Annotated in this window: 19 protein-coding genes; 6 read left to right on the forward strand and 13 right to left on the reverse strand. The window is 63.6% G+C overall.

Annotation, left to right across the window (positions count from 1 at the left end):
• Positions 1 to 2 precede the first annotated feature (2 nt).
• Positions 3 to 1,988: a S9 family peptidase gene (locus ACSZPK_RS15480; RefSeq protein ID WP_437882358.1), complete on the forward strand. Its 1,986-nt coding sequence runs from the start codon at positions 3 to 5 to the stop codon at positions 1,986 to 1,988.
• Positions 1,989 to 2,128: 140 nt separating this feature from the next.
• Here the strand turns inward: ACSZPK_RS15480 and ACSZPK_RS15485 are convergent, their stop codons facing one another.
• The 11 genes from ACSZPK_RS15485 to ACSZPK_RS15535 form a co-directional block, all read right to left on the reverse strand.
• Positions 2,129 to 3,148 (reverse strand): putative FMN-dependent luciferase-like monooxygenase, encoded by a 1,020-nt coding sequence (locus ACSZPK_RS15485; RefSeq protein WP_437882359.1) that lies wholly within the window; start codon positions 3,146 to 3,148, stop codon positions 2,129 to 2,131.
• 58 nt (positions 3,149 to 3,206) lie between these two features.
• Positions 3,207 to 4,307 carry an alkylhydroperoxidase domain protein gene (locus ACSZPK_RS15490; protein WP_437882360.1) on the reverse strand — a complete coding sequence of 367 codons (1,101 nt, stop codon included), beginning with the start codon at positions 4,305 to 4,307 and terminating at the stop codon, positions 3,207 to 3,209.
• Between the two features lie 188 nt (positions 4,308 to 4,495).
• Positions 4,496 to 6,004, reverse strand: coding sequence for a S10 family peptidase (locus tag ACSZPK_RS15495; RefSeq protein ID WP_437882361.1), 1,509 nt, complete (start codon positions 6,002 to 6,004; stop codon positions 4,496 to 4,498).
• 23 nt (positions 6,005 to 6,027) lie between these two features.
• Positions 6,028 to 6,732 (reverse strand): SDR family oxidoreductase, encoded by a 705-nt coding sequence (locus ACSZPK_RS15500; protein WP_437882362.1) that lies wholly within the window; start codon positions 6,730 to 6,732, stop codon positions 6,028 to 6,030.
• Positions 6,725 to 8,356, reverse strand: coding sequence for an ABC transporter ATP-binding protein (locus tag ACSZPK_RS15505; protein ID WP_437882363.1), 1,632 nt, complete (start codon positions 8,354 to 8,356; stop codon positions 6,725 to 6,727). The genes ACSZPK_RS15500 and ACSZPK_RS15505 overlap by 8 nt, the downstream gene beginning before the upstream one ends.
• A 1-nt stretch (position 8,357) precedes the next feature.
• Entirely contained in the window at positions 8,358 to 9,377 is a 1,020-nt protein-coding gene (locus ACSZPK_RS15510) for an ABC transporter permease (protein ID WP_437882419.1), read from the reverse strand.
• Positions 9,374 to 10,450, reverse strand: a complete 1,077-nt coding sequence (locus ACSZPK_RS15515) for a microcin C ABC transporter permease YejB (RefSeq protein ID WP_437882364.1) — start codon at positions 10,448 to 10,450, stop codon at positions 9,374 to 9,376. The genes ACSZPK_RS15510 and ACSZPK_RS15515 overlap by 4 nt, the downstream gene beginning before the upstream one ends.
• Complete coding sequence (locus ACSZPK_RS15520; RefSeq protein ID WP_437882420.1) at positions 10,450 to 12,261, reverse strand: extracellular solute-binding protein; 1,812 nt, start codon at positions 12,259 to 12,261, stop codon at positions 10,450 to 10,452. The genes ACSZPK_RS15515 and ACSZPK_RS15520 overlap by 1 nt, the downstream gene beginning before the upstream one ends.
• Positions 12,262 to 12,375: 114 nt before the next feature.
• Positions 12,376 to 15,294: a TonB-dependent receptor gene (locus ACSZPK_RS15525; protein ID WP_437882365.1), complete on the reverse strand. Its 2,919-nt coding sequence runs from the start codon at positions 15,292 to 15,294 to the stop codon at positions 12,376 to 12,378.
• 140 nt (positions 15,295 to 15,434) lie between these two features.
• A complete protein-coding gene (locus tag ACSZPK_RS15530; protein ID WP_437882366.1) occupies positions 15,435 to 16,382 on the reverse strand; it encodes a FecR family protein in 948 nt (315 codons plus the stop codon).
• Between the two features lie 43 nt (positions 16,383 to 16,425).
• Complete coding sequence (locus ACSZPK_RS15535) at positions 16,426 to 16,926, reverse strand: RNA polymerase sigma factor (RefSeq protein ID WP_437882367.1); 501 nt, start codon at positions 16,924 to 16,926, stop codon at positions 16,426 to 16,428.
• A 355-nt stretch (positions 16,927 to 17,281) separates the two neighbouring features.
• Here ACSZPK_RS15535 and ACSZPK_RS15540 point away from each other — a divergent pair, with 355 nt between their 5' ends.
• Positions 17,282 to 18,001: an IclR family transcriptional regulator gene (locus tag ACSZPK_RS15540; RefSeq protein WP_437882368.1), complete on the forward strand. Its 720-nt coding sequence runs from the start codon at positions 17,282 to 17,284 to the stop codon at positions 17,999 to 18,001.
• 46 nt (positions 18,002 to 18,047) lie between these two features.
• Here the strand turns inward: ACSZPK_RS15540 and ACSZPK_RS15545 are convergent, their stop codons facing one another.
• Positions 18,048 to 19,553 (reverse strand): class I adenylate-forming enzyme family protein, encoded by a 1,506-nt coding sequence (locus ACSZPK_RS15545; protein WP_437882369.1) that lies wholly within the window; start codon positions 19,551 to 19,553, stop codon positions 18,048 to 18,050.
• The gene (locus ACSZPK_RS15550) at positions 19,550 to 20,572 is read right to left on the reverse strand and encodes an alcohol dehydrogenase catalytic domain-containing protein (protein ID WP_437882370.1); all 1,023 of its coding nucleotides are present in this window, start codon (positions 20,570 to 20,572) and stop codon (positions 19,550 to 19,552) included. Before ACSZPK_RS15550 ends, ACSZPK_RS15545 begins: the two co-directional genes overlap by 4 nt.
• A 143-nt stretch (positions 20,573 to 20,715) precedes the next feature.
• Between ACSZPK_RS15550 and ACSZPK_RS15555 the strand changes: the two genes are divergently transcribed.
• From ACSZPK_RS15555 to ACSZPK_RS15570, 4 genes are all read left to right on the forward strand, one after another.
• Positions 20,716 to 21,423, forward strand: coding sequence for an enoyl-CoA hydratase/isomerase family protein (locus ACSZPK_RS15555; protein ID WP_437882371.1), 708 nt, complete (start codon positions 20,716 to 20,718; stop codon positions 21,421 to 21,423).
• Positions 21,424 to 21,521: 98 nt separating this feature from the next.
• The gene (locus tag ACSZPK_RS15560) at positions 21,522 to 24,029 is read left to right on the forward strand and encodes a TonB-dependent receptor plug domain-containing protein (protein WP_437882372.1); all 2,508 of its coding nucleotides are present in this window, start codon (positions 21,522 to 21,524) and stop codon (positions 24,027 to 24,029) included.
• Positions 24,030 to 24,093: 64 nt separating this feature from the next.
• Positions 24,094 to 25,452, forward strand: a complete 1,359-nt coding sequence (locus ACSZPK_RS15565; protein WP_437882373.1) for an MFS transporter — start codon at positions 24,094 to 24,096, stop codon at positions 25,450 to 25,452.
• The gene (locus ACSZPK_RS15570) at positions 25,449 to 26,633 is read left to right on the forward strand and encodes an acyl-CoA dehydrogenase family protein (protein ID WP_437882374.1); all 1,185 of its coding nucleotides are present in this window, start codon (positions 25,449 to 25,451) and stop codon (positions 26,631 to 26,633) included. Before ACSZPK_RS15565 ends, ACSZPK_RS15570 begins: the two co-directional genes overlap by 4 nt.
• Positions 26,634 to 26,637 lie beyond the last annotated feature (4 nt).

Raw genomic sequence — 26,637 nt, forward strand, 5'->3', positions numbered from 1 at the left:
GCATGAAACGATTTCTATTGCCCACCCTGGCGGCCTGGCTGGCACTATCCCCCGCCATGGCGCCGATGGCTGCAGAGCATGCTCTGCGTCTCACCACAATCGATGACCTGGCCGCCTTGTCGCGTATCAGCGAACTGCAGGCACTGCCCAACAGCGATTCGCTGCTCTACACCGTCAGCCGTCCCGCCATCGAGCGTGATGGCATTGATCGCGAACTCTGGCAGATCGCCGGAAAAAAACGAAAGAACCAACTGCTGCTAGGTCCTGAGCGAAGCTTTGCGCAAGCCCGCTGGCTCCCCGATGGAACGGGCTTCAGCTTCCTCAGCGAGGACCAGGGTCGCCAGCAGGTATGGCGATCGCGCCAGGGCGAACCCTCACAGCCAATCACCCATGTCAGTGGCCAGATCAGTGATTACCAATGGTCGAAAGATGGCCGACAGCTTTTGCTGGTGTACCGCGAAACCCAGCCGCGCAAGGACAATGAACCCTGGGTCATCGAAGACTTGAACTTCAAGCGCGATGGGGTCGGCTACCTGACCAGCGCGACTGCCGCGTTGTACCTGTACGACCTTGCCGACGGTAATCTCCAGCGCCTCGTGCCTGAACTGAACACTGAGCCGCGCTCCGCGCGCTGGTCACCGGATGGCCGATACATCGCGTTCATCGCCAGCCAGGACTCAGGCCTGCAGGCTCGGGAGAGCGAAACGCTGTTCGTCGTCGATACCCGCAAGGACGCGCCTGCTCGTGCACTCGCCCCCGCCCGCGCGGGCTTCGACAGCTCGTTGGCGTGGACGCCGGATGGCAAGGCACTAGCGTTCCTCACCAGCGACGAACGCAGCCTGGACTTCCGCCAACATGCTTACCTGGCCTGGATCAAGGTCGACGGCAGCGGCCTGAAACCCTTGACCCGCTCATTGAATCTTGGCGTTGCCGCACCCTCGTTCAGCACCGATGGCAACTCCCTGCGCTTTATCGTCACCGGCGACCGGCGCCAGGGCTTGTCCGAGCTGGACCTGCGCACCCTGCGGATCAAACCCCTGCTGGACCAGGCCCTCACCCTTACCGAATACGCCAGCACTGGCGAAGGCATCGTCTATGCCGCTTCGGCGGACACACGCCCTGCCGAGCTGTACTTGAAAACAACAGACGCCGCCTCAGAACCCGGCCAGCCGCTGACCGCCCTGCATGCTGAGCTGAACAAGCAGGTGCGCTGGGCGGCCAGCCAGGATATCGCGTTCACCTCCAGTGACGGCCAATCCGTGCATGCCCTGCTGACCCTGCCCGGCAACGGCTCCGGTAAACGCTTGCCGACCCTGCTCAGCATCCACGGCGGCCCCAACGCCCAGGACAGCCATGCCTTCGTCTTCGATCGCCAGCTCCTGGCGGCGCAGGGATACGCCGTGCTCAACGTCAACTACCGTGGCAGCGCTGGCCGAGGCAGCGCCTTCAGTCAGGCGATCAGCGGGGATTGGGGAAACCTGCCAGTCGCCGACCTGCTCGCCGGCGTCGAGCATCTGGTCGACAGCGGCATCGCCGATCCATCCAGGCTCGTGGTGGGCGGCTGGAGCTTCGGCGGCCTGCTGACCGACTACCTGATCAGCAAGGACCCGCGCTTCAAGGCTGCCGTCAGCGGCGCCGGCAGCGGCAACCGGATCAGCCAGTACGGCCATGATCAATGGCTGCATTACTGGCATGCCGAGTACCCCAAGCCCTGGCAGGAGCCGCAACGCTGGATCGACGCCTCCTACCCGTTCTTTCATGCCGACCGCATCCGCACCCCGACCCTGTTCCTCGCCGCCGAACGGGACTGGAGCGTTCCGGCGATAGGCAGCGAGCAGATGTATCAGGCACTCAGGGTCAACGGCGTGCCCAGTGTACTGGTCGTCTACCCGAACGAAGCCCATGAGCTGCGCCGCCCATCGTCAGTGAGAGACCGCCTGCAACGCTCGCTGCAGTGGTATGAGAAGTGGTTGAAGGTACAGCCTTAGGACCTCCGGGAAAGCTAAGTTCCGCCCTACAGAACCTGCGTGCCTAAACGTTGGCTCCCTGATATTTCTACCGATGGAAGGTCGCGTCTGATACCTCACTTGGAAGGTAGCCGGGTATTCCGGCTCACCTACCCCATAGCTCACTGCCTGTACCAACCCAGTGCCGGCGCTACTTCGCTGGCGATCAGCTCGATGGAGCGCAGGATCTTGTCATGCGGAGGATCGATCGAGTGCGCCTGGAACACCAGGTCAGTCACACGCTCCAGCGTACTGTCGGCTCGTAGCGATGCGATCACATCGGCAGGCGTGCCGACATGCACATCGTAGGCCGCGAGCAATACAGGGAGTGGCGCATCCGCCGGTAACGCAGCCGATCCAAGTTGCTGAGAACGCTGCAGTGCCCGTCGCAAGCCGATATCAGCCAATGCCAGGGCCTCATCGCGATCGTCCGCAACGAACAGGCTGCGTGAGCCCATAATCCTTGGGACCGCACCTGCCGGTAATGCCTCCAAGTATGCGTCGATAATCGGATTCTGCAAATCCGCCAGACTGGCATGTGGATGCTCGGCTGTGCGCGGCTGGGTACGTGACAGCAACAGCCCATCACCTGCCGATCCGGCCCGCTCGCCACCGGCGATGCTGAAGGTGGCTTGCCAAATACGGCTCAACAACTGCGGCGCAGCTGGATAGAGATGCGCCTCGGCAACTAGCGCCTGGCCGCTCCACGCCCGACGCAACAGTGCCAGATGATCGCTGTAGACCAGAGCACGCTCTTCGCTACGCAGGCCAAAGGCGGCAAACGATTCCGCCGTACCACCGGTGCCCAGCCCGAGTTCCAGCCGGCCAGCGCTGAGCAGATCGAATACCGCAGCATCTTCGGCGACACGCACCGCGTTTTCCAGCGGCAGCGTGATCACCCCGGTGCCCAGACGTATACGTTGGGTACGCGCAGCGACATGCGCCAGCAATACAAAAGGCGAAGGCAAACCGCCTTCGTGCTCGTGGAAATGATGCTGGGCCACCCACGCCGTATCGAAACCATGCGCCTCGGCATGGATGATCTGCTCGGTGGCCAGACGGTAGCGCTCGCCAGCCGGGGCTTCGTCGAGCAGGCGGGTGAAGAAACCAAGACGCCGGGGCGCCTTTTGCAAATCAGTCAAAATTGAAACTCCTGTGCATGGGTTGAGCACGCAGGGCAGTGCCCGCTCCGTAGGCGGATCATTCAGCCGGGAAGTACGGTTCTCCCAGCGACAGCATCAGGCGGTTGGCCCAGGAAAAGAACGCCACCGACTGGACCAGATCGAGCAGTTGCAGGTCATCCAGGCCGTGCTCGCGCAGGCGCTGCAGTTGCTCGCTGCCGGCCGCCGCCGGGGTAGCGGCGAGGCTGGCGGCGAAGTCGATCTGCGCGGCCCAGCGCTCATCCTGGCCGGCATTCAAACGGCCACCGGGGGCCACGTCGAGTACGCGCTGCACATCATCGAGTCGTTTGGACAACTGGCTGGCCCGGCTGGCGTGTACCGAGGCGCAGAAAATGCAGCCATTGACCTTACTCGTCACTGCGGCTGCCAGTTCCCGCTCCGCACGGGGCAAACCACCACGGGCAAAGAAGATGCCGAGATCGGCCAGGCGCCGCTCGATCAGGATCGGCAGGTCACGGGCCAGCAGGCGAAAGTAGGGATGGTCCAACAGCTCCCATTCGCTCAGCGCCTCACGGGCCTGCCCGGAAAGCGCGTCGATGCTCAATGGCTGCAACCAGGCCTCCCAACTCAGCGCTTGCTGAGTGAACGCAGTGGGCGCGCGGTTGCCGGTTAGCGTGACGGGCTGGCGATGCCAGTCGCCCGCCGCGACTGAATGGCCGTCGCGGCGCTCACCGAGGATCAAGCGGTAACCCGCCCGCAGGCGGCTCTGGTAACTGACGAACGCGACGACCTGCGAGAGGATTACGATGGCCGTCACCGACCACCCCGCCTCGACCAGCGCTTGCTGGGACTGTGCGTCGAGGCGCAGCGGTGTGCTGGCCAGCACCTCGGCGTGAGCCAGCGCGGCACGCCAGCGGGGTGAATCCGTGACGCCTCCGGTCTGTTGCAGGCGTTGGCCATAGTGCTGGCTCAACACATCATCGGCATGCACCTGCGCGGCAAGGCGCGCCAGTGCCAGGCGTTCGGCCAGCGCCAACTCGCCCTCGTCGACGGCCGTGAACAGCGCGTCGTAACTGCCTTGCGTATGGCGTGTCGCGGCATCGCGCGTCGCCCGTGCGGCGGCCAGTGCGGAGTCGCTGGGAATCTCGGCCAGGCGGTCGAGCAGATCGAAAGTACTCATAAGGTCACCTCTATGCCCGGCTGTTCCAGGCTCTTTCACTTACGTCGAATGAACGAGGCAAAACCGCGCCTGTCACTCGAGCTGGCGCAAGAACGATTATTCATATGCTTATGATGTAAACAGGAGCGGCATGAACAGAAGCCTGCCGTGTCCAGGCAACACAGCAGGGCTTCGGTTATCTGGGCGTGTCAGGCCAGTGCCAGGGCCGGCCGCGTATCCAGTGCGGGCAACTCACTCACCTCCCCATCGACGAACCGCGCAAGGTCGACCTTCAGCGCCGCGAGGTTTTCTTCGCTGAGGTACATCATGTGCCCGGCGGTGTAGTAGGTGAACGCCACGTTGCCTCGCAGGCGCTGCGGTATCAGCAGGTGGTCGATATCGAACTCGGCCTGGAAGAACGGCGTACACAGGTCGTAGTAACCGTTGGCGACCAGTACCTTCAACCCCGGATGGCGCACCAGTACATGCGCCAGGTCACTGATGCTGTTGGCATAGGGCAGGCGCCGCCAAAAGTTCACCGCACTGTCGGGCAATGCATGGCTCCAGTCCCACTCATTCTCATGGATCCTGATCTTGCCGTGGTGCTTGCGCTCCTCGCGCGGGCGATAGCCGAGGGTATGCCGGATATAGTCGTTGGCCACCGTATGGAAGGCGCTGCCGGTGTACACGGTGTCGACCCGATAGCCCGAGCTTGCACCCACGGGGTCCAGGTCGTCACCCAGAAAACGCGCATCGTAGAAACCGAGGATCGCCTGCTGGTCGCGCAGCAATGCCTTGCAGTAGCGATCCGGCTCGATGCGAAAGTGCGAGCCGCTGACGAAGTCCGCATCCAGACCGATCAGCTCGGCGGTACGTCGAGCGATCTCGCGGCGTTGCCCTTCGTCCAGCGAATCGCCGCTGGCCAGTGCATAGGCGAATTCGCCACGCGCAAAGACCCGTGCGCGCTCGGCGACGGTCTCCAGGTCGAGGCCGGCATGGGCCTTGCCATGGTAGCGCGCCGTCACGGCATAACTGGGCAACAGGCCAATGTAATGCTGGTCGGTGCGGGCGATGCGCTCACCGAAATTGAGGATCGAAGAAATCAGTACCAGGCCGTTGATGGCGATGTCCTGGTCCTGCAACACCCGCGTCAGCGCCGCACCGCGCATGGTGCCGTAGGACTCGCCGACGATGTACTTGGGCGAGTTCCAGCGATCGTTGACGCTCAGGTAGCGCTTGATGAAGTTGGCGAAGGCCCGCACATCCTCGTCGGTGCCCCAGAAGTCGCGTTTAGCCGACTCGCTGAAGAAGGTCGAGAAGCCGGTGCCCGGCGCGTCGATGAACACCAGATCGCTACGGTCGATCAGGCTGTGCGGGTTCTCGACCAGCCCATAAGGGGCTGCTGCGGTCGGCGCCGCATCGGCCGTCAACAGGCGCACCGGCGCAACCGAGGCCAGGAGCAGGAAGGTGGTCGGGCTGCCCGGCCCGCCGTTGAAGAAAAAGCTCAGCGGCCTGGGTTTGCCATCGACCGACTCGGCGGTATAGGCGACGTAGAACACACTGGCACCTGGCTCGCCATGGCGGTCGTCGAGCACGATGCTGCCAGCGGTAGCGTCATAGTCGATCAGCCGACCATCGACGGTCACGCTATGCCGGCTGGTGACGGCGGTGTCTTGTGCGGGTGCCTGGGCTGGTGCAGGGAGTTCGATATGGGTCATGGCCATTCCTTTTTCGTCGGTGTTCAGATCAGGCGTGGCCGTACAGCCACCTCGGTAACCTGCGAATCCTCAGTGGCATCGAGCACCAGGCGTACCCCGGCGGCCACCGATTTCGGGTCGCTGTAGCGGTAGCGGTCGATCGCCAGCGGCTCACCGTGCGCCTGCCTGCTCTTGCGATTCATCGGCGTATCGGTAGGCCCCGGCGCCACGGTGGCGACACGCACGAAATGCTCGGCCTCATCGATACGCAAGCCGTCGGCCAGCGCGCGCAGGGCGAACTTGGTTGCCGAGTACACGGTATGGCCGGGCACCGAGCGCACCCCGGCACCGGAGTTGATGAAGACGATCTGCCCGCGTGCCGCACGCAATTTCGCAAGCGCCAGGCGACTCAGTTCCGCAGGGGCGAACAGGTTCAGTTCGAAATGCCGGCGCCAGTCATCGGCGCTGGCCTGGGCGGTGGTGAAGCATTGCGCGATGGCCGCCGAGTGCACCAGGCCATCGATACGCGGCAGGCTTTCGACCAACACTGCCAGCGCCTGATGATCGAGCAGGTCGATGGCATAGGGCGTCACATGCTCGACGCGTTCCAGGCGCCGCAGGCTCTCGCGGTCACGGCCGAGGGCGATGACATCGCGGTCGCGGGCCAGGTCTTCGACGATGGCCAGGCCAATGCCACTGGTGCCGCCCGTGACGACGATCACAGGCCGGGTTTGTTTGGTTTCAGACATGCAGCGCTCCTTGTTTCGATTGACTGGCGGGCGGCTGGAAGGCGGCTTCCAGCAGCGCACGGGTATAGGGGTGGCGTGGTGCGGCGAAGATCGCGGCGGCATCGCCCTGCTCCACAGCCACGCCGCCACGCATGATCAGCAGGCGATGGCTGAGCGCCTTGACCACCGCCAGGTCATGGCTGATGAACAGGTAGCTGAGGCCGTGGCGCTGTTGCAGGCGCCTGAGCAGCTCGACGATCTGCCGCTGCACGGTGCGGTCCAGCGCCGAGGTGGGCTCGTCGAGCAGGATCAGTTGCGGCTTGAGCACCAGGGCCCGCGCGATGGCGATGCGCTGGCGCTGGCCGCCGGAAAACTCATGGGGATAGCGATGCCGGCTCTGCGGATCGAGGCCGACCTCCCGCAACGCCTCGATGATGCTCGCCTCTCGCTCCTGCGCGTTACCGATGCCGTGGATCGACAGGCCTTCACCGATGATCTGCGCCACCGACATACGTGGGCTCAGGCTGCCGTATGGGTCCTGGAAAACCACCTGGATCTGTCGGCGCCAGGGCCTGACCTGGCGCTTGCTCAGGCAATCGAGTGACTGGCCGTCGAAACGGATACCTCCCTGGCTGTCGATCAGGCGCAGAATGGCCAACCCCAGGGTGGATTTGCCCGAGCCGCTCTCGCCCACCACCCCCAGGGTCTGGCCACGGCGCAATTCGAAGCCCACGCCATCGACCGCCCGCAATGGCTGGCTGCGCCGTCCCAGCCAGCCACCGCGCCGGGAGAACTGCACGCGCAGGTTTTCTACGCTGAGCAAGGGTGCGGCCACCTCGTCGCGCTCGACCGGGGCCTGATTCGGCTCGGCATCGAGCAATTGCTGCGTATAGGCGTGCTGTGGCTGCCGAAACAGCACCTCGCAGGCGTTCTGCTCGACGATGCGACCGTCGCGCATCACGCAGACGCGGTCGGCGATACGCCGCACCAGGTTGAGGTCATGACTGATCAGCAGCAACGCCATGCCCAGGCGCTGCTGCAAGTCCTTGAGCAGGTCGAGGATTTTCAACTGCACGGTCACGTCCAGGGCCGTGGTCGGCTCGTCGGCGATCAGCAATTGCGGCTCGCACGCCAGTGCCATGGCGATCATCACCCGTTGTCGCTGACCACCGGACAACTCGTGCGGATAGCTGCGCAAACGACTGGCAGGCTCGTCGATGCCGACCAGTTCGAGCAGCTCTACGATCCGCGTCCTGGCCGCCATACCGCTCTGGTTCTTGTGCAGCCGCAGCACTTCGCCGATCTGCTTTTCCAGGGTGTGTAGCGGGTTGAGCGACGTCATCGGTTCCTGAAACACCATGGCGATGCGATTGCCACGTATCTCGCGCAACTGGCGTTCGCTGCAGTGCAGCAGGTCTGCGCCGGCATAGCGGATCGCACCGCCCGGATAACAGACCTTGTGCGGCGGCAGCAGGCGCAGGATGCTCTGCGCGGTCACCGATTTTCCCGAACCACTCTCCCCCACCAGAGCCAGCGTCTCGCCCTGGTCGATGGAGAAGCTAACGCCGTTGACCACCGCACGTAATGACTCTTCGTCACGAAAGGCGACGTGCAGGTCCTGTATTGCCAGCAGCGGGTTACTCATCTCAATTCCTCGGGTCCAGCGCATCGCGCACCGCCTCGCCGACGAAGATCAGCAAGGTGAGCAGCAGTGAGAGCGTGATGAAAGCCGTCACCCCGAGCCACGGGGCGTGCAGATTGGCCTTGCCCTGGGCGACCAGTTCGCCGAGCGACGGCGAACCCGCCGGCAGGCCGAAGCCAAGGAAGTCCAGGGCGGTCAGCGTGCCGATCGCTCCGGTGAGCAGGAATGGCAGGCAGGTCAGGGTCGAAACCATGGCGTTGGGCAGGATGTGCCGCAGCATCACACCCAGGTTGCCCATGCCCAGGGCCTGGGCGGCGCGCACGTACTCCAGGTTGCGCCCACGCAGGAACTCGATGCGCACGATGTCGACCACGTGCATCCAGAAGAACAGCAGCATGATCCCCAGCAGCCAGCCAAAGCTCGGCTGTACGAAGCTGGCCAGGATGATCAACAGGAACAACACCGGCAGCCCCGACCAGATTTCGACGAAACGCTGCCCGAACAAATCGATCCAGCCGCCGTAGAAGCCCTGCAGAGCGCCAGCGGCGATGCCGATCAACGCGCTGCAAAAGGTCAGGCAGAGGGCGAACAGCACCGACAGGCGAAAACCGTAGAGAACCCGCGCCAGCACATCACGGCCCTGGTCGTCGGTGCCCAGCCAGTTGCGCGCCGATGGCGGCGAAGGCGCCGGTTGCGGCAGTTGGTAGTTGATCGACTGGTAGTCGAATGGAATCGGTGGCCAGTACAACTGGCCGTTGCCGGCCTTGATCCTTTCCAGCAGGTAGTGCTCGCGAAAGTTCGCCGGCAGCGGCAGCTCACCGCCAAACACCGTTTCCGGGTAATCCTCGAAGGCCGGGAAATACCACTGGCCCTGATAGCTCACCAGCAGCGGCTTGTCGCTGGCCAGCCAGTCCGCGTTGAGGCTGATGAACACCAGCAGAGCCAGGAGAATCAATGCATGCCAGCCACGGCGATTGCCCTTGAAGCGCAGCCAGCGACGTCGGTTGAGGGGCGACATGTTCAGTGCCCCCTGCTGGAAAAGTCGATGCGTGGATCGATCAGCGCGCACAGCACATCGCTGACCAGCTTCAGCAGCAAGCCAAACAGGGTGAAGATGAACAGCGTCCCGAACACCACCGGATAATCGCGGTTGAGCGCCGACTCGAAGCTCAGCAGACCGATCCCATCCAGCGAGAAAATCACCTCGATGAGCAGCGAGCCCGTCAGGAAAATCCCCAGCAACGCCGCCGGCATGCCGGCGATGATCACCAGCATGGCATTACGAAACACGTGGCCGTACAACACGCCTCGCTCGGCAAGGCCCTTGGCGCGCGCGGTAACCACGTACTGCTTGCCGATCTCGTCGAGGAAGCTGTTCTTGGTCAGCAGCGTCAGGGTGGCGAACCCGCCGGCCACCAGCGCGGTGATCGGCAGCGCCATGTGCCACAGGTAGTCCAGCACCTGGCGCACGGGCGACAGCTCGGCGAAGCCCTCGGAGGTCAAGCCACGCAAGGGGAACCAACTGAGGTAGCTGCCACCGGAAAACAGGATGATCAGCAGCATGGCGAACAGGAACGGCGGCACCGCGTGCCCGACGATGATCAGCGTGCTGCTCCACAGGTCGAACGGCGTGCCGTGACGCACCGCCTTGGCGACGCCCAGGGGAATCGATACCAGGTAGAGAATCAGCGTGCTCCACAGCCCCAGCGATATCGATACAGGCAGCTTCTCGGCGATCAGCGAGGTGACATCGATGTTACGGAAAAAGCTCTGGCCAAAATCCAGCCGCGCATAGTTGCCAAGCATGATCAGGAAGCGCTCGTGGGCCGGCTTGTCGAAGCCGAAGCGCTGTTCGATCTCGGCGACGATGGCCGGATCGAGCCCCTGGGCGCCCCGGTAGGCGCTGCCACTGGCGGCGACATCGCCGGCATTGCCGGCAATACGTCCGCCGACACCACCGTCCAGCCCTTCGAGACGCGCCAGGGTCTGCTCCACGGGCCCGCCCGGCGCGGCCTGGATAATGGCGAAGTTGATCAACAGAATGCCCAGCAGGGTCGGCAGGATGAACAGCAGCCGCCGCAGTATGTAAGCGAGCATCAGAGCCCTCCTCCGGCAGGCTGCGGTTTTTCCCCGCGCTGCCACCAGGTCATGGGGGTGAAGACGAAGGACGGCTCCAGCGCGGGACGACCGAAACGGTTCCAGTAGGCGACCCGCTTGGTGTCCTGCATGTAGCCGGGCACCACGTAGTAGCCCCATTGCAGGGCGCGATCCAGGGCGCGGGCGTGGGCGATCATGTCCTCTCGGCTATCGGCGTCCACCACGCCCTCGACCAGTTGATCGATCAGCGGATCGCGCAGGCCGATGAAGTTGCGACTGCCCGGATTGTCTGCGCTGCTGGAATGCCACAGGGCGATCTGCTCGATACCTGGCGAACTGGGCTGATCCAGCGCGGTGAGGATCATGTCGTAATCGCGGCTGCGCAGACGGTTGATGTACTGCGAGCCGTCCACCAGGCGAATCTGCATATCGATGCCGAGCTCGGCCAGGTTACGTTTGAACGGCAGCAGGATGCGCTCGAAGTAACTGGTGTTGAGCAGGAATTCGAAGCTCAGCGGTACGCCGTCCGGTCCACGCATGCGGCCGTCCCGATAGTGGTAACCCGCCGTGCCGAGCAAGGCGAAGGCACGTTCCTTCTGCGCGCGCACGGTGCCACTGCCATCGCTGAGCGGCGCCTTGAACACCTGGGTGAAGGCTCGCTCATCGATACGCCCGCGTAACGGCTCGAGCACCGCCAGCTCGCGTGAATCGGGTAGCGCCTTGGCCTCCATGTCGGAGTTGGGAAAGAAACTGTGCCGTCGGCGATAGGCCCCGTAGAAGATGTTGCGATTGGTCCACTCGAAGTCGAACAGCTCGGCGATGGCCTGGCGTACCCGGGCGTCGTGGAACCTGTCCTTGCGGATGTTGAAGGAGAACGCCACCAGTGTGGCGCGCACGTTATAGTCCGGCGCCTCGAGCTTGACCATCGAGCCATCACGCAGTGCCGGCGAGGCATAGCCGACCGCCCAGTTCTTCGACGAGTCCTCGTAGTTGAGATCGAACTGACCCGCCCGGAACGACTCCAGAGCGATGCTGCGATCACGGTAGAAATCGAGGCTGATCCGGTCGAAGTTGTACAGGCCACGGCTGACCGGCAGGTCCCTGGCCCACCAGTCCTTGACCCGTTCGAGCACGATGCGCCGCCCGGCATCGACCTGGACGATACGATAAGGCCCACTGGTCATCGGCGCCTCCAGGGTGGTGCGGTCGAAGGTACGCGAGGCCCACCAATGTCTGGGCATGATTTTCATCTGCCCGAGCAGCAGCGGCAGTTGCCGGTTGCGCGGGTTGCTCAGGTCGAAACGCACTTGCAGCGGGCCCTCGACGACAACCCTGGAGACCTCCGCCAGGTTGATACGAAACAACGGATCGCCCTGGGTCTTGAGCAGCTCGAAGGTGAAGGCGACGTCGTCGGCAGTCAGTGGGTGACCGTCATGAAAACGTGCCTGCGCACGCAGGTAGAAACGCACCCAGTCACGCTGGGGGGACCTCTCGATACGCTCGGCGATCAAACCATATTCGGTCGCCGGCTCATCGAGGGACTGAAAGGTCAGGCTGTCGTACAGCCACTCCAGCTTGACGGGTGACTGGCTGGCCGAAGTGAAGGCCGGATTACCTTTCGAAATGAACGGATTGAGGCTGTCGAAGCTGCCATCGCGCGCCATGCGCAAGGTGCCGCCCTTGGGCGCCTGGGGATCGACGAAGTCGAAATGCGCGAACGTCTCGGGGTACTTGACCGGCTGTTCGTCATACACGGTCAGGGCATGGCTGGTTGCCGCCCAGCCCCCTGCCGGTGCCCACAACATGACCATCAGTGCGCCCGCCCGGATGGCCTGGCAGGCGCGTATTTTGCTGAACATCACCACTCGACACTCCACCTGCACCGCCTGCCGCGACGCTCAGGTCACGGCAGGCGGCTGGGTTCTTCAGAAGAACTTGTAGTTGAAACCGAGGGTGACGTAGCGCCCCAGCAGGTCGTACTGGGTCACGTCGTAGGGTGCGCGCACCGCAACGCCCATCGACGAGTAACCCCAGGGGTCATACGGTGGTTTTTCATTGAGCAGGTTGTCGACGTTGAGGTAGAGCGTCAGGTCCTTCACGCCTTCGTAGCCGAGGTAGAAGTCGAACTGGTTATACGCCTCGACACGGCTGTGAATGCCGTTGACCCCCGTCTTCAACTGCTTCTGTTCATAGCTGCCGTTGTAGTTCCAGGTCAGCGCGGTATCCCAATCGGCATAACGCCAGCCGAGTGTCGTGCGGCCCTTGGTCTTGGGGATGGCCGACATGTTCAGGCCGTTGGTGCCGGCGTAATCGTTCAGCGGACCATCTGCCGTGTCCTGTACACGGTAGCGGTTGATATAGGTCCAGGTGCTGGTCAGATCGAAGTCGCCCAGGCCCTTGGTTGGCAAACGCCGACTGAACTCCAGGTCGAAGCCGGACGTATTCATCCGCGTGAGGTTCTTCAGGCTGCTGTTGATCGACGAGACATTGCCCGAGGCATCACGGATGACCTCGTTCGGATCGTTGCGCTTGGCAATCGCAGCGTCGGACTCGAGCGCGATCACATCGTCGATGCGAATGTTGTAGTAATCCAGGCTGATGTTCGTCAGTTCGTCGGGGGACAGCACCACGCCCAGGTTGTAGCTGCGTACGCGCTCGGGATCGAGATCGTCGCCGCCGACGCTGAACTTGGTCGGTGCCACGGTGGCGCCGGTAAGCGGGTCGACGATGGTGGTGAAACCGATGGTGTAGTTATCCGAGCTGGCCTCGGACAACGAAGGTGCGCGGAAGCCTTCACTTACCGAACCGCGCACGAGCACCTGCTTCAGCGGTTGCCAACGGAAACCGAGCTTTGGCGAAAAGGCACCGCCCACGTCATCGTAATAATCGCCCCGCCCCGCCAGCTGGATCTCCAGAGAGTCGAATACCGGGATGTTGAACTCGGCATAGGCGGCGCTCACATCGCGGCTTGCATCTGCCACGTATTGCAGGCTCGGTCGCAGCAGCGCACCACTGGCAACCACGTCGGGTACATCGAGGCTCAGGCTTTCCTGGCGCCACTCCACACCACCGGCAAAGCCAATCGGCCCGGCCGGCAGATCAAACAGCTCGCCGGAGATTTTGAAGTCGGTACCGCTGAGTGTCGAGCGGCCATCCTTCTTCAAGTCCACCGAGAGCGAATCACGCACGGCCTGGGAGTTGGCGGCTGGGTTGGTCAGGTTGTAGCTGCCGCTGTTGATCGCGTCATACAGCGCATAGCGATTGACCAGGCCACCATTGCTGGTCATCTCCACTCTGTTAGCGGAGTGGAACACCGTGCCTTCCCAGGACCAGTCCCGCCATTCGCCGCGCAAGCCGGAAAGAACCCGGTAGAAGTCCGAACTGGTGGTGCGGTTCTGCACCCCCAGGTCGAGGAAGGTGTATTCGAGGGTCACGTCCTGCCCCGTCGGGTTGTTCGGGCTGCTCCCGGACAAGGTATTGGGCAAGGTGACGCCAAGCCCGGTCGCCGGATCGAGCGCCCAGGACGAGCCGGAGTTGAGGGTGAAATAGGAGTTCGATGCGATCAGATCGCCATGGATATGCGAGTAGTTACCCTCGTAGAAGAACTCGGTAGCGTCGCCCAGCTTGAACGTGCCGGAGTGGAACAACTGATAGCGCTCGCTGCCCGGCAACATGGTGGTGGTCGACGCCCGGTTCCAGGCGCAGGTATCGCCGGCCTTGCCGTCGTATGCCGCGCTCTGGCCATAGACCATGCCGGCCGGACAGTTGCCATCGGCGTCCAGCAAGGCATGACTGACGCCCGAGGCATCCAGGTAACGTGCACCGGCAGCCGACCAGCCGTTCAGGCCACCGCCCGCTTTGTCACGGTAATCGCCGTACTTGGTCGAGCCACGCTCATCCTGGTCCAGGCGATTGCCCTGATGCCCCTTGAAGCTGAAGAACAGGTTGTAGCCATCGTCCTCCAGGCTGCCGAAGCCACCGAACAGGTTGGCGTCGTTCTTTTCAGCACCGCCCTCGCTGGCGAAACCCGTGCTGCCGGCAACCTCCAGGCCCTGATAATCCTGGCGGGTAATCAGGTTGATCACGCCCGCTACGGCATCCGAACCATAGATCGCGGATGCACCGTCCTTGAGCACCTCGATACGCTCGAGGGCGTTGACCGGCAGTGCATTAACGTCGACGAAGGCATCGGACAGTTGGCTTTCCGGAAACACATAGTTGGCGACCCGGCGACCGTTGAGCAGGATCAATGTGTTCTTCAGGCTCAAGCCACGCAGCGACACGCCGCTGGAGCCGGTTGCCCAACCGGAGTTGCGGTTGCCATTGAAGCTGTTGCCCGCATTCGCGGTGATCGTGCGCAACACCTCGGTCACCGAGGTCTTGCCCAGCCGGGCCAGCGCTTCGGCATCGATCACCTGCACAGGGTTGCTGCCTTCGCTGTCGCTGCGGCGAATGTTCGATCCGGTGACGATCACGCGTTTGAGTACGGGCACCGAGGCTTCTTCGACGGGCGCCCGGACAATGACGAAAGTGCCGTCCCCGCCAGGTTGGGCCAGCAGGTCTGTACCGCGCAGCAGTTGATTGAGCGCTTGCTCGATGCTCAGCTCGCCGCTCAGCGCGGGAGCCTGGCGTCCTTCGGTCAGGCTACCCGAGGCGACGATATTGGCACCGGTCTGACGCGCCAACTCGTTGAGCGCCTGCCCAAGTGGCTGCGCCGCCAGCTGGATATGGCTGGCCCGATCCTCGGCAAACACCGCGCCGCCGTACAGGCTGCCACTGGTCAATGCTACTGCCATCGCCAGGCTGCGCAGGCGAATGCGCGACGCGTGATACTTCTCTGACATTGCTTATTCCCTCGTCGTATGGATGGGGCTGTTCAAGCCCCCTGCCCTTAACGTCGAACGAGAGAACAACTACCGCGCCTGTCAGACGCCACTGAATCGATATCAAATACTCATATGCTTATAGCTTGTGAAAAACACCGTCAGCGTCGACTGATCTGCGCGGTGCCGTCAGGTGCGAAGCTCACCTTGAGTTTGAATACCACTGGCAGCAACTGAAGAATGCGCTCCGGCTCGCGGCTGGAGAACGAGCCTGTCAGTTTCAATTCGCCGATATCCTCTTCCCTCAGAATGATCGGCGCCTTGCGATAGCGTTGTAGCTCCGCCAGGGCCTCCACTAGCGGCGTGGAATCGAATACCAGACGCCCATCGCTCCAATTGCCGACGCTCGCCGCATCGACTTGCCTGACGTCGCCATCGAAACGCCCGCGCGCTGTCTGCAACTGTTCACCCGCCCCAAGCACTCGTGGCTCGTGCTCGGCATCGACCCGGACCTCCACACGGCCATTGGCGACCTTGATCTGGCTGCCATCACTCAGACGGCGAACACTGAAGACCGTGCCCACCACCCGAACCCGAGTGTCAGCGGACTGAACGGTAAAAGGCCTCAACGTGCCATGCACCACTTCAAACAGCGCTTCACCGCGCAGCAGATGCACTTCCCGGCTGCGCAAGCGCGAGGCGTATTGCAGTGCGGTCGCGGTATTGAGTACGACACGCGAGCCGTCGGACAGATGCACCTCTCGTTGCTCGCCAACACCGACATCGTATCGCTCGCTGTCGAGCACTGGGTTGAGCCACCAGAGGCCACTGGCCAGAAAAACGATGCAAGCGGCCAACGCACCGACAGCACCGATACGTCGACGCTGTCGAGCCGGTCGGGCACTCGAGGACGCAGGTGAGCCTGCGACCACGGCGGCCTGGTCGATCACCGCATCGGCCCTCGCCAGTCGCCGCAGGTAGCTACGTCGCTCGCCATCGCTCGCCCATGATTCCAGCGCCTGCCAGGCCTGCTGCTGGCGTACCGGATCGCCCGAGCGGGTGCGCACGAAAAGCAGATCGGCATAATCGCGATCATCATCGCTCAGCATTTCGCATTCCTTGGAGAAAACAGGCCTAGGATACCCGAACCCATCAATCATCGAGCGCATCCCGGCAGGCACGCAGGCTGCGGACCATATATTTTTCCACCTGGCTGAGCGAGATTCCCATGGCCTGGGCCACTTGCTCATGACTCATGCCGTGGACACGGCTCAGATTGAAGGCCTCGCGGCACCTCGGTGGCAGCGCCTCGATGGCCGCGCTCACCTGCTCCAGCGCCTGCTGCCCTACGAGCACCCGCTCAGGCGAGAGTTCAGACTGTAACGATACAGGCATGCCTTCCAGCCCAGAGCCACTGTCATCGTCCAGCGAATCGAAACGCAGGACACGCTCACGACGCAGCGCATCAATGCGAATGTTGCGCGCCATGCGAAACAGCAGACCACGCGCCGAACCCACGGTGTTGGTCTCAGCGTAGCGCATCGCCCTCTCGAAGCTCGACTGGGCAACATCGGCGGAGTCATTGCCGTTGCCCAATTCGCGTCGCAAATCCTTGTATGCAGCGAGCATTTCTTCAAAAACTTTCTTGGCCACGAATACATCCGGTTGAAGAGCACGGACCGTAGATCCCGGTCTAGACGGCGAGCGCGGATGCTACCAAGAGGCAAAGGTCAGACGGAAAAGCCTAGAAGCTCTATTAAGCTCAATTTTGGCAATAAAAAGAGAATGTTTTATCGCTTTTTTAATAACCTTCGTAGATCAGGAACACTACCCGACACTCCCATGGAACTATCGCCAGGCTCTACGATGACGAGCAAACGGTGTTCCTCTTTCGGTGCAAGGCCATTCACCGTTAACCTAGGACGTCTAAAACAGTACCATCAGGAAGCCAATGGATACGTCTCCCGCCCCTCTCGAAATGACAAGCAAAGAAAAAAATGAAGGGCGCGTGCAAGTTATCGACAGGGCAGTGCTGCTGCTCAGAACCTTGTCTCGCCTCAAACAGGGTGGCAGCGCTCTGGAACTGGCACGCCTTACCGGCATCGACCGAACCACAATCCACCGCCTTCTCAAGACACTGGCGCACTGGAAGCTGATCGAACCGCAAGCCGGCAACTACCGTGTAGGCCCGGAAAGTCTGATCTACTCCACAGCGTACCTGAATCGCCTCAACCTGCGCCGTATCGCCCTGCCCTATGCCATCGAGCTGCAGCGAGTGATCGACCAGCGCCCGGCCATCGTCTCGATTTCCATGCCGGTGGGTGACGAAGTGGTACTGATCGAGCGCATGTGGACGCCGTCGACGCCGCTCAACGTTATTGTCGACCTAGCTGACCAGTTTCCCATCGACCGCGTGCCCAGTGGCCGCGCCATTCTCGCCACCTACAGCGATGCAGCCAGCCGAGAACTGCTTGGCGAAGCGCGTTATGAAGAAGCGCTGCCAGTCGTCAAACGCATTCGCGAGCAGGATGGTTTCTCCTTCGGTGACAGCGTGTTCAAGACCGGCCTCACCTCGATTGCATACCCCATCATGGGCAGTGCCGGCCAGGCTGTCGGCGCTCTGGTAGTTGCCGGCCTGGAGATTGCCGATGAGATGAGACCCGACTCCGCTCTAGCCAGCCACGTGCGCCGTGCGTGCGAGGGTGTTTCTGCGCAATTGATGTCCTGACAGACACTGCAAACCTCGATAGCGAGGCCAGAGCACGCTCACACGTCTAACCTGAAGCTTGGAGCTTATCGCTTGGGACTAGCAACTCGAGCAAGCGCTTGCGCTGCACCTTGCCGTAGTGCGAGCGCGGCAGTTCGTCGATGAGATGAATCTGCTTCGGTACCTTGAAGCGCGACAGCTGCGCTCGGCAGTGCTCCAGCAGGTGCTCCGTAGCCAGCTCGCCGATCGGCACCACCGCAGCGCAAACCCGCTCGCCCCACTCCTCGTCAGGCATACCGAAAACGTATGCATCGGCGACCTGCGCATGGCCCAGCAGGCACTGCTCGACTTCACCCGGCTGCACGGACTTGCCGCCACTGCGAATGATGTCCTTGGTGCGCCCGAGCACACGGAACAGACCATCGTCCGCCATAACCCCGAGGTCGCCGCTGCGCAGCCAGCCATCGCTTAGCACACTGGCGCTGAGTTCCTCCTGGCACCAGTAGCCGAGCATCAGTTGTGGCCCGCCCAGAAGAATCTCACCAATGCCCTGGGCGTCGGGCTGGTCGATGCGCATATTGGCAGAGAACACCGGGCGGCCGACCAGGCCTTCGGCGCTCTCGCCCCGTTGCCGAACCTGGCTCATCTGCACGGGCGGCAGATAGCAGCTCCACGGCGCCTCGGTCATGCCGTACAGCACGCCAAGGCGCTCGCCGAACAGCTGGCAGGCGCCGTCCAGTACCTCAGGCGACATCGCTGCCGCGCCCACATCCAGGCATTTCAAGGTGGGCAGTTGCGCGGGAGACTCTGGGTTCTCGCGCAGCAACCGCAACAGTTGCGTCGGAACCAGCGAAGTGAACGCCGCTCGCTGGCGCTGCAGCAGTTCGATGAAGACCTTCGCCTCGAAGCGTCCTGCCAGCACCACACTGCCGCCGCTGAGCAGATGGCCGAACACCGCCACCGCCGCGATCGGCCAGAGCGGGCGTACGTTGACCAACACGTCACCCGGCAGCGCGCCGCGTGCCAGCACGATGTTCTGCAGTACCGCCGTCAGCGTGCGATGGCTGTGCATCACCGCCTTGGGTTTGCCCGTGGTGCCGCCGGTGTAGCTCAGCGACGCCAGGTCATCCGCTGCCGGCAGCGGGCGGCGTTGTCCAGGCGGTGCGGAAAACTCGCCGATACGCGCCAACGGCTCGCAACGCACACCCGCCTCGCGCAGCGCCTGGGCGGTCGTCTCGTGCTCGGGAGAAAACAGCAGCAGCGCGGCCTCGGCATCGCGCAGTTGCGCCAGCAGCTCGGCCTGGGCCAGCGAGCCGTCCAGCGGCACGCGCACCCGGCCGTTGGCCATGCTACCGTAGTCCGCCAACAGGTAGTCGATGCCGGCATCGGCGAGCAGGCCGACGCGTTCGCCACGGGCGATACCCAGTGTGTCGAACGCCTGGCCGACGTCATCGAGGGCGCGTTCCAGCCCGGCGAAGGTCAGGCTACGGCCAGAGGCCGTTTCGCGCAGCGCTTCGGCGTCCAGCCACTTGTAGGCGGCCTGGGTGAACAGGGTGCTGATATCCACAGTCACCACCCGCTCATGACGATGCGGCCATTGACCTGGCGGGCTTCCAGCAAGGCATGGGCCCGGGACACCTCGGTGAACGGCAGCACACGGTCGATCAGCGGCCGCACCTGCCCAGCGGCAATCATCGCCAACGCGCGGCGCAGGTCTTCGAGGGTCGCGCTGCCCGAGCCCTGCACGAAAATGCGCCGGCCAATCAGCAACCCCGGAGCGATGCTCACGTCACGGCTCTCGACGTTGCCCAGCACCACCACCCGGCCGCCCATGCTCATGGCGCGCAAGGTGTCGGGCAGGGTGTGGCCGAGGTTTTCCATGGCCACGTCGACACCCTGCTTGCCGGTGTATTTCCACACCTCGCCGCTGTAGCCTTGCTCGCCCGAGACGATCACCGCATGAGCGCCAAGTTCGCGCAGAAAATCGGCCTTGTCGGCGCTGCCGGTGATGGCGATGACATGCGCACCGAGCGCGCGGGCGATCTGAATCTGATGAGCGCCCAGGCCGCCGCTGGCGCCATTGATCAGTACCCTCTCGCCGGCTTGCAGAGCGGTCAGGCTCAGCGCACGCACGCTGGTGGCGATGGGGCAGCAGGCCAACGCCGCCAGGCTGTAGTCGAGCCCCTCGGGAATCACCACGGCCGAGGCGGCAGGCACACAGAGGTATTCGGCGTAAGCACCTTCGGTGTCGATGGACGGCAAACCGAGCGCACGGCACAAGTCCTGACGGCCACGCACGCAGTCGCGGCAGGTGCCGCAAAAGCGCCGCTGATAGACCACCACGCGATCACCCGGCCGGAGGTGGCTATGGCCTTCGCCCAATTCGACGACTTCGCCCGCCACTTCGTGACCGAGCACCACGCCCACCGGCGCGCCTGGAAGACGGCCGGCGCGGTGCATTAGGTCGTGATGGCAGATGCCCGCCGCATGGATCTTCACCAGCACCTCACCGGCCTTGGGACGGGGGTCTGGGCGCTCTTCGACCTGCAGTTGCTCCGGACCACCGAAGTTCTTTAGCACTATCGCTTTCATCTTTTATAACCGTTTCGAAGCCATTGATAATTTGTTCATATAGAAAACATGTTGTGCGAATTATGAACATTGATTAAGTTTTCCTCACTTTCACGCAGAGCTCAAGTGGCAATGCAATTTTCCTTTCCGGCCAGCGAAGCACCATGACAGTCGAATACGAGAAGGTGGCAGACGGCGTTCTGCTGCTCACCCTGAACCGCCCCGAACGCCTCAATGCGCTCGACAGCGAAGGCAAACGGCAATTGGCCGCCGCCTGGGACAAGGCCGAAGCGGATCGCGAGGTTCGTGCAGTGATCGTGCGCGGCGCTGGCGAGCGGGCGTTCTGCGCCGGCTCCGACCTCAAGGAAATCGCCGAGACCGGCCGTACCGTCAGCACCGAGCTGCTGGCCCGCGCCCTGCCCGGCGTCAGCCGGCCGTTCAACAAGCCAGTGGTCGCCGCCTTGCACGGCCACACCCTGGGCCTGGGCATCAGCCTGGCGATCCACTGCGATTTCCGCATCGCCCGCCACGACACGCGCTTCAGCTTTCCAGAGGTCGTCCACGGCCAGCTGTCCGGTTTCAGCGCCATTACCCTGCCCAGCCTGATCGGCGAAGCGGCAGCGCTGGACATCATGCTCAGCGCCCGCGTGTTCGATGCCGCCGAAGCTCTGCGCATCGGCCTGGTCAACCGCGTGGTCGACGACTCGCTGGCCGAGGCCCTAGAACTGGCCAGCCGGCTGGCCGAGAAGAAATCGGAAAAGGCCGTGCAATGGAGCAAGGCCCTGATGCTGGCTGATCGCAACCAACGCCTGCGCCGTCACTTCGCCCTGGTCGACCAGGCGCGCGTGGATGTCATGCAACCGAATCCATAACGAAAACACCACTGCCAATACCGCGTCTCGCAACCCCAGTACTGCCAGGAACACCCACCAACAGGAAATGGTCAGCGGCACCGCCCAGGAGCCTCACCATGTCTCGTCTGAAAAGAAATTTCCGCCCCGCCGTTGGCGTGTTGGGTGCGGGCCTGTTCGGCCTGTCCGCCAGCACCACGCTGCTCGCTGCCGATGACACATCGCCCGATGCCGCCCTGCAAACCGTGGTCGTCACCGGCGCCCGTGACGCGGGCCGTACCGTGAAGGAAAGCCTGGCGCCGATCGATGTGATCAGCGCCGAGGACCTGCAACGCTCCGGCAAGCAGAACCTGCGCGACGCTCTCGCCGCGTCCGTGCCGTCCTACACCAACGCCGCCGGCTTCACCGGCGGCACCGGCCTGTCGGTGAAGTCCGCCACCCTGCGCGGCCTGGGCGGCAACCACGTACTGGTGCTGGTCAACGGCAAGCGCCGGCACACCACCTCGCTGATCTTCACCCAGACTGCGGCCACCGCCAGCGGCCAGTCGCCGACCGACCTCGACCTGATCCCGGTCGCCGCGGTCGACCACATCGAAGTGCTGCGCGACGGCGCCGCGGCCCAATACGGTTCCGATGCCATCGCCGGGGTGATCAACATCATCCTCAAGAGCAACGCATCCGGCGGCAGTGCCAGCGCCCTGTACGGCCAGTATAAGGACCGCGTTGGCCACAAAGGCAACTTCGGCGCCCGCGGCCAGGGCCAGATCAACCAGGGTTTCGAGCTGCCCAACGAGGGGTTCCTCAGCCTCAGCGCCGACATCGGCATCCAGGAGAGCTCCAACGTCGCCGGTGCCGTACCAGCCACGACCTCTATCTATAACCAGATCAACGGCCAAGCCGACCCTCGCGAAAACGGCGAGAGCCGCTACCGCCAGATCATGGGCCAGCCGCGCTCGCAGACCTACAACTTCGGCTACAACCTGGAGCTACCGCTAAACGACGCCTTCAGCCTCTACTCCTTCTCCACCCTCAGCCACCGCAACTCCACCAGTTGGGGCACCTACCGCACCGCCAACTCGCAGCAGAACATCGTCGAGGTCTACCCGGACGGTTTCATTCCGCGCTTCGTCGTCGAAGAGGATGACTTCCAGACCGTGGTCGGCGTACGCAACGAAGATGTGCTCGGCTGGAAGCTGGACCTGAGCACCAGCTACGGACAGAACGACGCCAATATCCGCAACGAGAAATCGCTGAACCCGTCGCTCGGCCCGGACAGCCCGCGCAACATGGACGGCGGCCACCTGATCGCCAGCCAATGGACCAACAACCTCGACCTGACCCGTACCTTCGATACCGGCCTGTTCGCCAAACCGCTGAGCGTGTCCACCGGTCTGGAATTCCGCCGCGACGGCTTCGAGATCAAGGCCGGCGAATGGGCCTCCTACGGCGACGGCGGCTATGTGTTCCCGAGCGGCCCCCTGGCCGGCAAGAGCCCCAACCCCGGCGCCCCCGGCCTGGTCGGCTTCACCCCCGAAGACGCGCACAACTACTCGCGCACCAACACCGCTGGCTACGTGGACTTCAGCCAGAGTCTGACCGACCAGTGGGAGGTCAGCCTGGCCGGGCGTTTCGAGCACTACAGCGACTTCGGCGACACCGCCAGCGGCAAGCTCTCGACCCGCTACGCCTTCACCCCGGCCTTCGCCGTGCGCGGTACGCTGAGCAACGGTTTCCGCGCGCCGTCGCTGCAACAGCAGTACTACTCCTCGTCGCTGACCGCCTGGCGCACCAGCCCGTTGACCGGCGTGCTGGAACAGGCGGTGACCCGCTACGTGACCGTGGATGACGCCGCCGGCAAGGCCCTGGGCTCGAAGAAACTGAAAGCCGAGAAGTCGCTCAACTACAGCGTCGGCTTCGTCGCCACCCCAACTGAAAACCTGGACGTGACGCTCGACCTGTACCAGATCGACATCAAGGACCGCATCCTGCAGACCAGCAACCTGCAAGGCGCAGCGGTTTCCACCATCCTGCAGAACGCTGGCCTGGACCCTGAGCAGATCATCTCCTACTTCGGCAACCTCGCCGACACCCGCGCCCGCGGCATCGACCTGGTGGCCGACTACCGCTACGACCTGGGCGCCTACGGCAAAACGCGCTGGACCCTGCTGAGCAACCAGAGCCTGCATACCGTGGAAAAGGTCAAGGAGCCCGCCGCACTGGCCGGCACCGGCGTCAGTGCCGTTGGCCGCGACCGCATCGGTAACCTGACCGTAGCCTATCCGAAGAACGTCACCTCGCTGACCACCGCCTGGCAACTGGGTGACTTCGACGTGACCCTGAAGAACACCCGCTACAGCCGCGTGAAAGGCCTCAACCAGATTTCCGCGACCCGCGACGAGGAAGTGCGCGCCGCGATCATCACCGATCTCAGCCTGGGCTACTGGATGAGCGACAGCATGAAAGTCACCCTGGGCGGCGAAAACATCTTCAATCGTCGCCCGCAGCAGCTCAACGCCGAAGCCAAGCGCTACTACTTCTCGCCCGTCGACGACCCGGCCTACAGCTGGTACTCGCCCTACGGCACCGAGGGCGCGTACTACTTCGCCAAGGTCGACGTGAGTTGGTGATCGATCAGCGAAACACCGCCGCCGCGCTTGCGGCGGCCTTCCCGTTTTCTGTGGAGCGTCGAGCATGACCGCAACCACCACCGTGACCACCGCCGAGACCAATGCCTCGACGCCAGCGCTCGCCCCATGCCTGTACCGTAAGCTGGCCTGGCGCATCATGCCGTTCCTGGCCTTGTGCTTCGTGCTCAACTGGCTGGACCGGGTCAACATCAGCTTCGCCCACCTGCAGTTCAAGACCGACCTGAACATCAGCGACGCCACCTTCGGCATCATCGTCGGCGTGTTCTCCATCGGCTACCTGCTGTTCGAGATTCCCAGCAATCTGCTGCTGGAAAAGATCGGCGCGAAGAAGACCATGACCCGCATCATGATCCTCTGGGGCCTGGTCACCATCGCCACCGCCTTCGCCCAGACACCGACCCAGTTCTACATCCTGCGCGTGCTGCTCGGCGCCGCCGAGGCCGGTTTCTTCCCCGGCGTGATCCTCTACCTGACCTACTGGTTCCCGGCCAGCCACCGCGCGCGCATCACCTCGCGCTTCATCATGGCCATCGCTGTGTGCGGCATCGTCGGCGGGCCGTTGTCGACCTGGATCATGGGCCATTTCAATGGCAGTGGCGGCTACAGCGGCTGGCAGTGGCTGTTCGTGCTGACCGGTATTCCACCCGTGCTGGCTGGCTTGTTCGCCTGGTACTGGCTAGACGACAAACCCGCCACCGCGCGCTGGCTCAGCGATGACGAGAAACGCCAGGTCGAAGCGGCGCTGGCCGCCGAACGCGGCACACACCAGCCCAGCGGCCACCTGAATTTCCTCGGCGCGCTGCGCGACCTCAAGGTGTGGTGCATCATACTCGCCTACTGCCTGACCATCATGTGCACCGGCAACGTGGTGAACATCTGGGCGCCGTCGATCATCCGCGACTCCGGGGTCAGCAGCCTCGGCCACCTCGGCCTGCTGTCCGCGCTGCCGTACATCATCGGCGTGGGCGCGATGTTCCTCGCCTGCCGTCACTCGGACCTGCGCAAGGAACGCCGCTGGCACTTCGCCCTCGGTGGCCTGAGCGCAGCCCTGGCCATGCTCGCCCTGCCGTCGCTGCAATCCAGCCCGGTGACGGCGATCCTCACCCTGACCGTGATGACCAGCGGCTACCTGGTGGCCACGGCGATCTTCTGGACCATTCCCACCTATTACCTGTCCGACGCGGCCAAGGCCGCCGGCCTGGCCCTGGTCAACTGCTGCGGGCAGATCAGCAGCCTGCTGACACCGATCATGATCGGCGCGATCAAGACCTCCACCGGCAGCATCGGCCCGGCACTGTACATCGTCGCGGCGCTGGTCGCGCTCGGCACCCTGACCCTCCTGAGCGGCGTTCCCCAGCGAGTGCTGCATGACTCTCAAGACTCTCTACGGAACCAACCATGAGCGACTTTCTCACCCGCGCCCGCGAACTGGCGCCACGCATCCAGGCCGGCGCCGCCGAGCGCGACGCCAAGCGCGCATTGCCCTACGAGCAGATCGACTGGATTCGCCAGGCACGCCTCGGCGCGGCACGCGTGCCCTTGGAACTCGGCGGCGGCGACGTCAGCCAGCGCGAGGTGGCACAGTTGTTCATCATCCTCGGCAAGGCCGACCCGTGCGTGGCCCAGGCTGTGTTCCCGCACTTCGCCACGGTCGAGCACCTGCGCCTGATCGCCAACAGCAAACAACAGGCGCGTTACCTCAGCAGCTTCGTCGAGGGCCACCTGTCGTCCGGTGCCATCGCCGAGCGCGGCGGTAAATTCCGTGGCGAGATCCACACCCGCCTGGTACGTGACAACCAGGGCCTGCGCCTGGACGGCGAGAAGTTCTACAGCACCGGCTGCCTGTTCGCCGATCTGCTGAAAATCCAGGCAGTCGATGAAAACGGCGAGGCGGTCTACGCCATGCTACCCCGCGAGACACCCGGCATCACCCTGCTCGACGACTGGGACGGCATGGGCCAGCGCACCACCGCCAGCGGCACCACGCGCCTGGAGAACGTACGCGTCGATGCCGAGCAGGTGATCCCGCTCGCGCAGTGGTATCGCCGGCGCAACTACATCGGCGCCAGCGCCCAACTGATCCACTGCGCCATCGATATCGGCATCGGCCTGGCCGCCCTCGACGACGCTATCGTCTGGGCCCGCGAAGGCTCGCGGCCGGTGCGCGAAAGCGGCGTCGACCGCGCCCGCGACGATCCCTACATCCTGCACACCATCGGCGAGCTGTCGGCGCGTATCCACGGCGCCGAGGCACTGGTGGAAAAGGCCGCCGACGTGGTCGAGCGCGCGGCTCGTGCGCAACTCGCCGGCCAGTTGGCGGACGATGCACTGGAGGCGCTGCTGGTCGAGTCGTCGATCGCGGTAGCCGAAGCCAAGATCGCGTCGACCCGCGCCTCGCTGTTCGTCTGCGAGCGCTTGTACGACGTCGGCGGCGCCGCCACCACCCAGAGCCGGCACAACTTCGATCGCCACTGGCGCAACGCGCGCACCCACACCACCCACGACGCGCTGGCCTACAAGTTCAAGGCCATCGGTGACTACCGGGTCAACGGCAATCCGCCGCCCATTGCCTTCACCTACTGAGGTC

This window comes from Pseudomonas sp. LRF_L74 (assembly GCF_965644255.1).
Taxonomy (GTDB): domain Bacteria; phylum Pseudomonadota; class Gammaproteobacteria; order Pseudomonadales; family Pseudomonadaceae; genus Aquipseudomonas.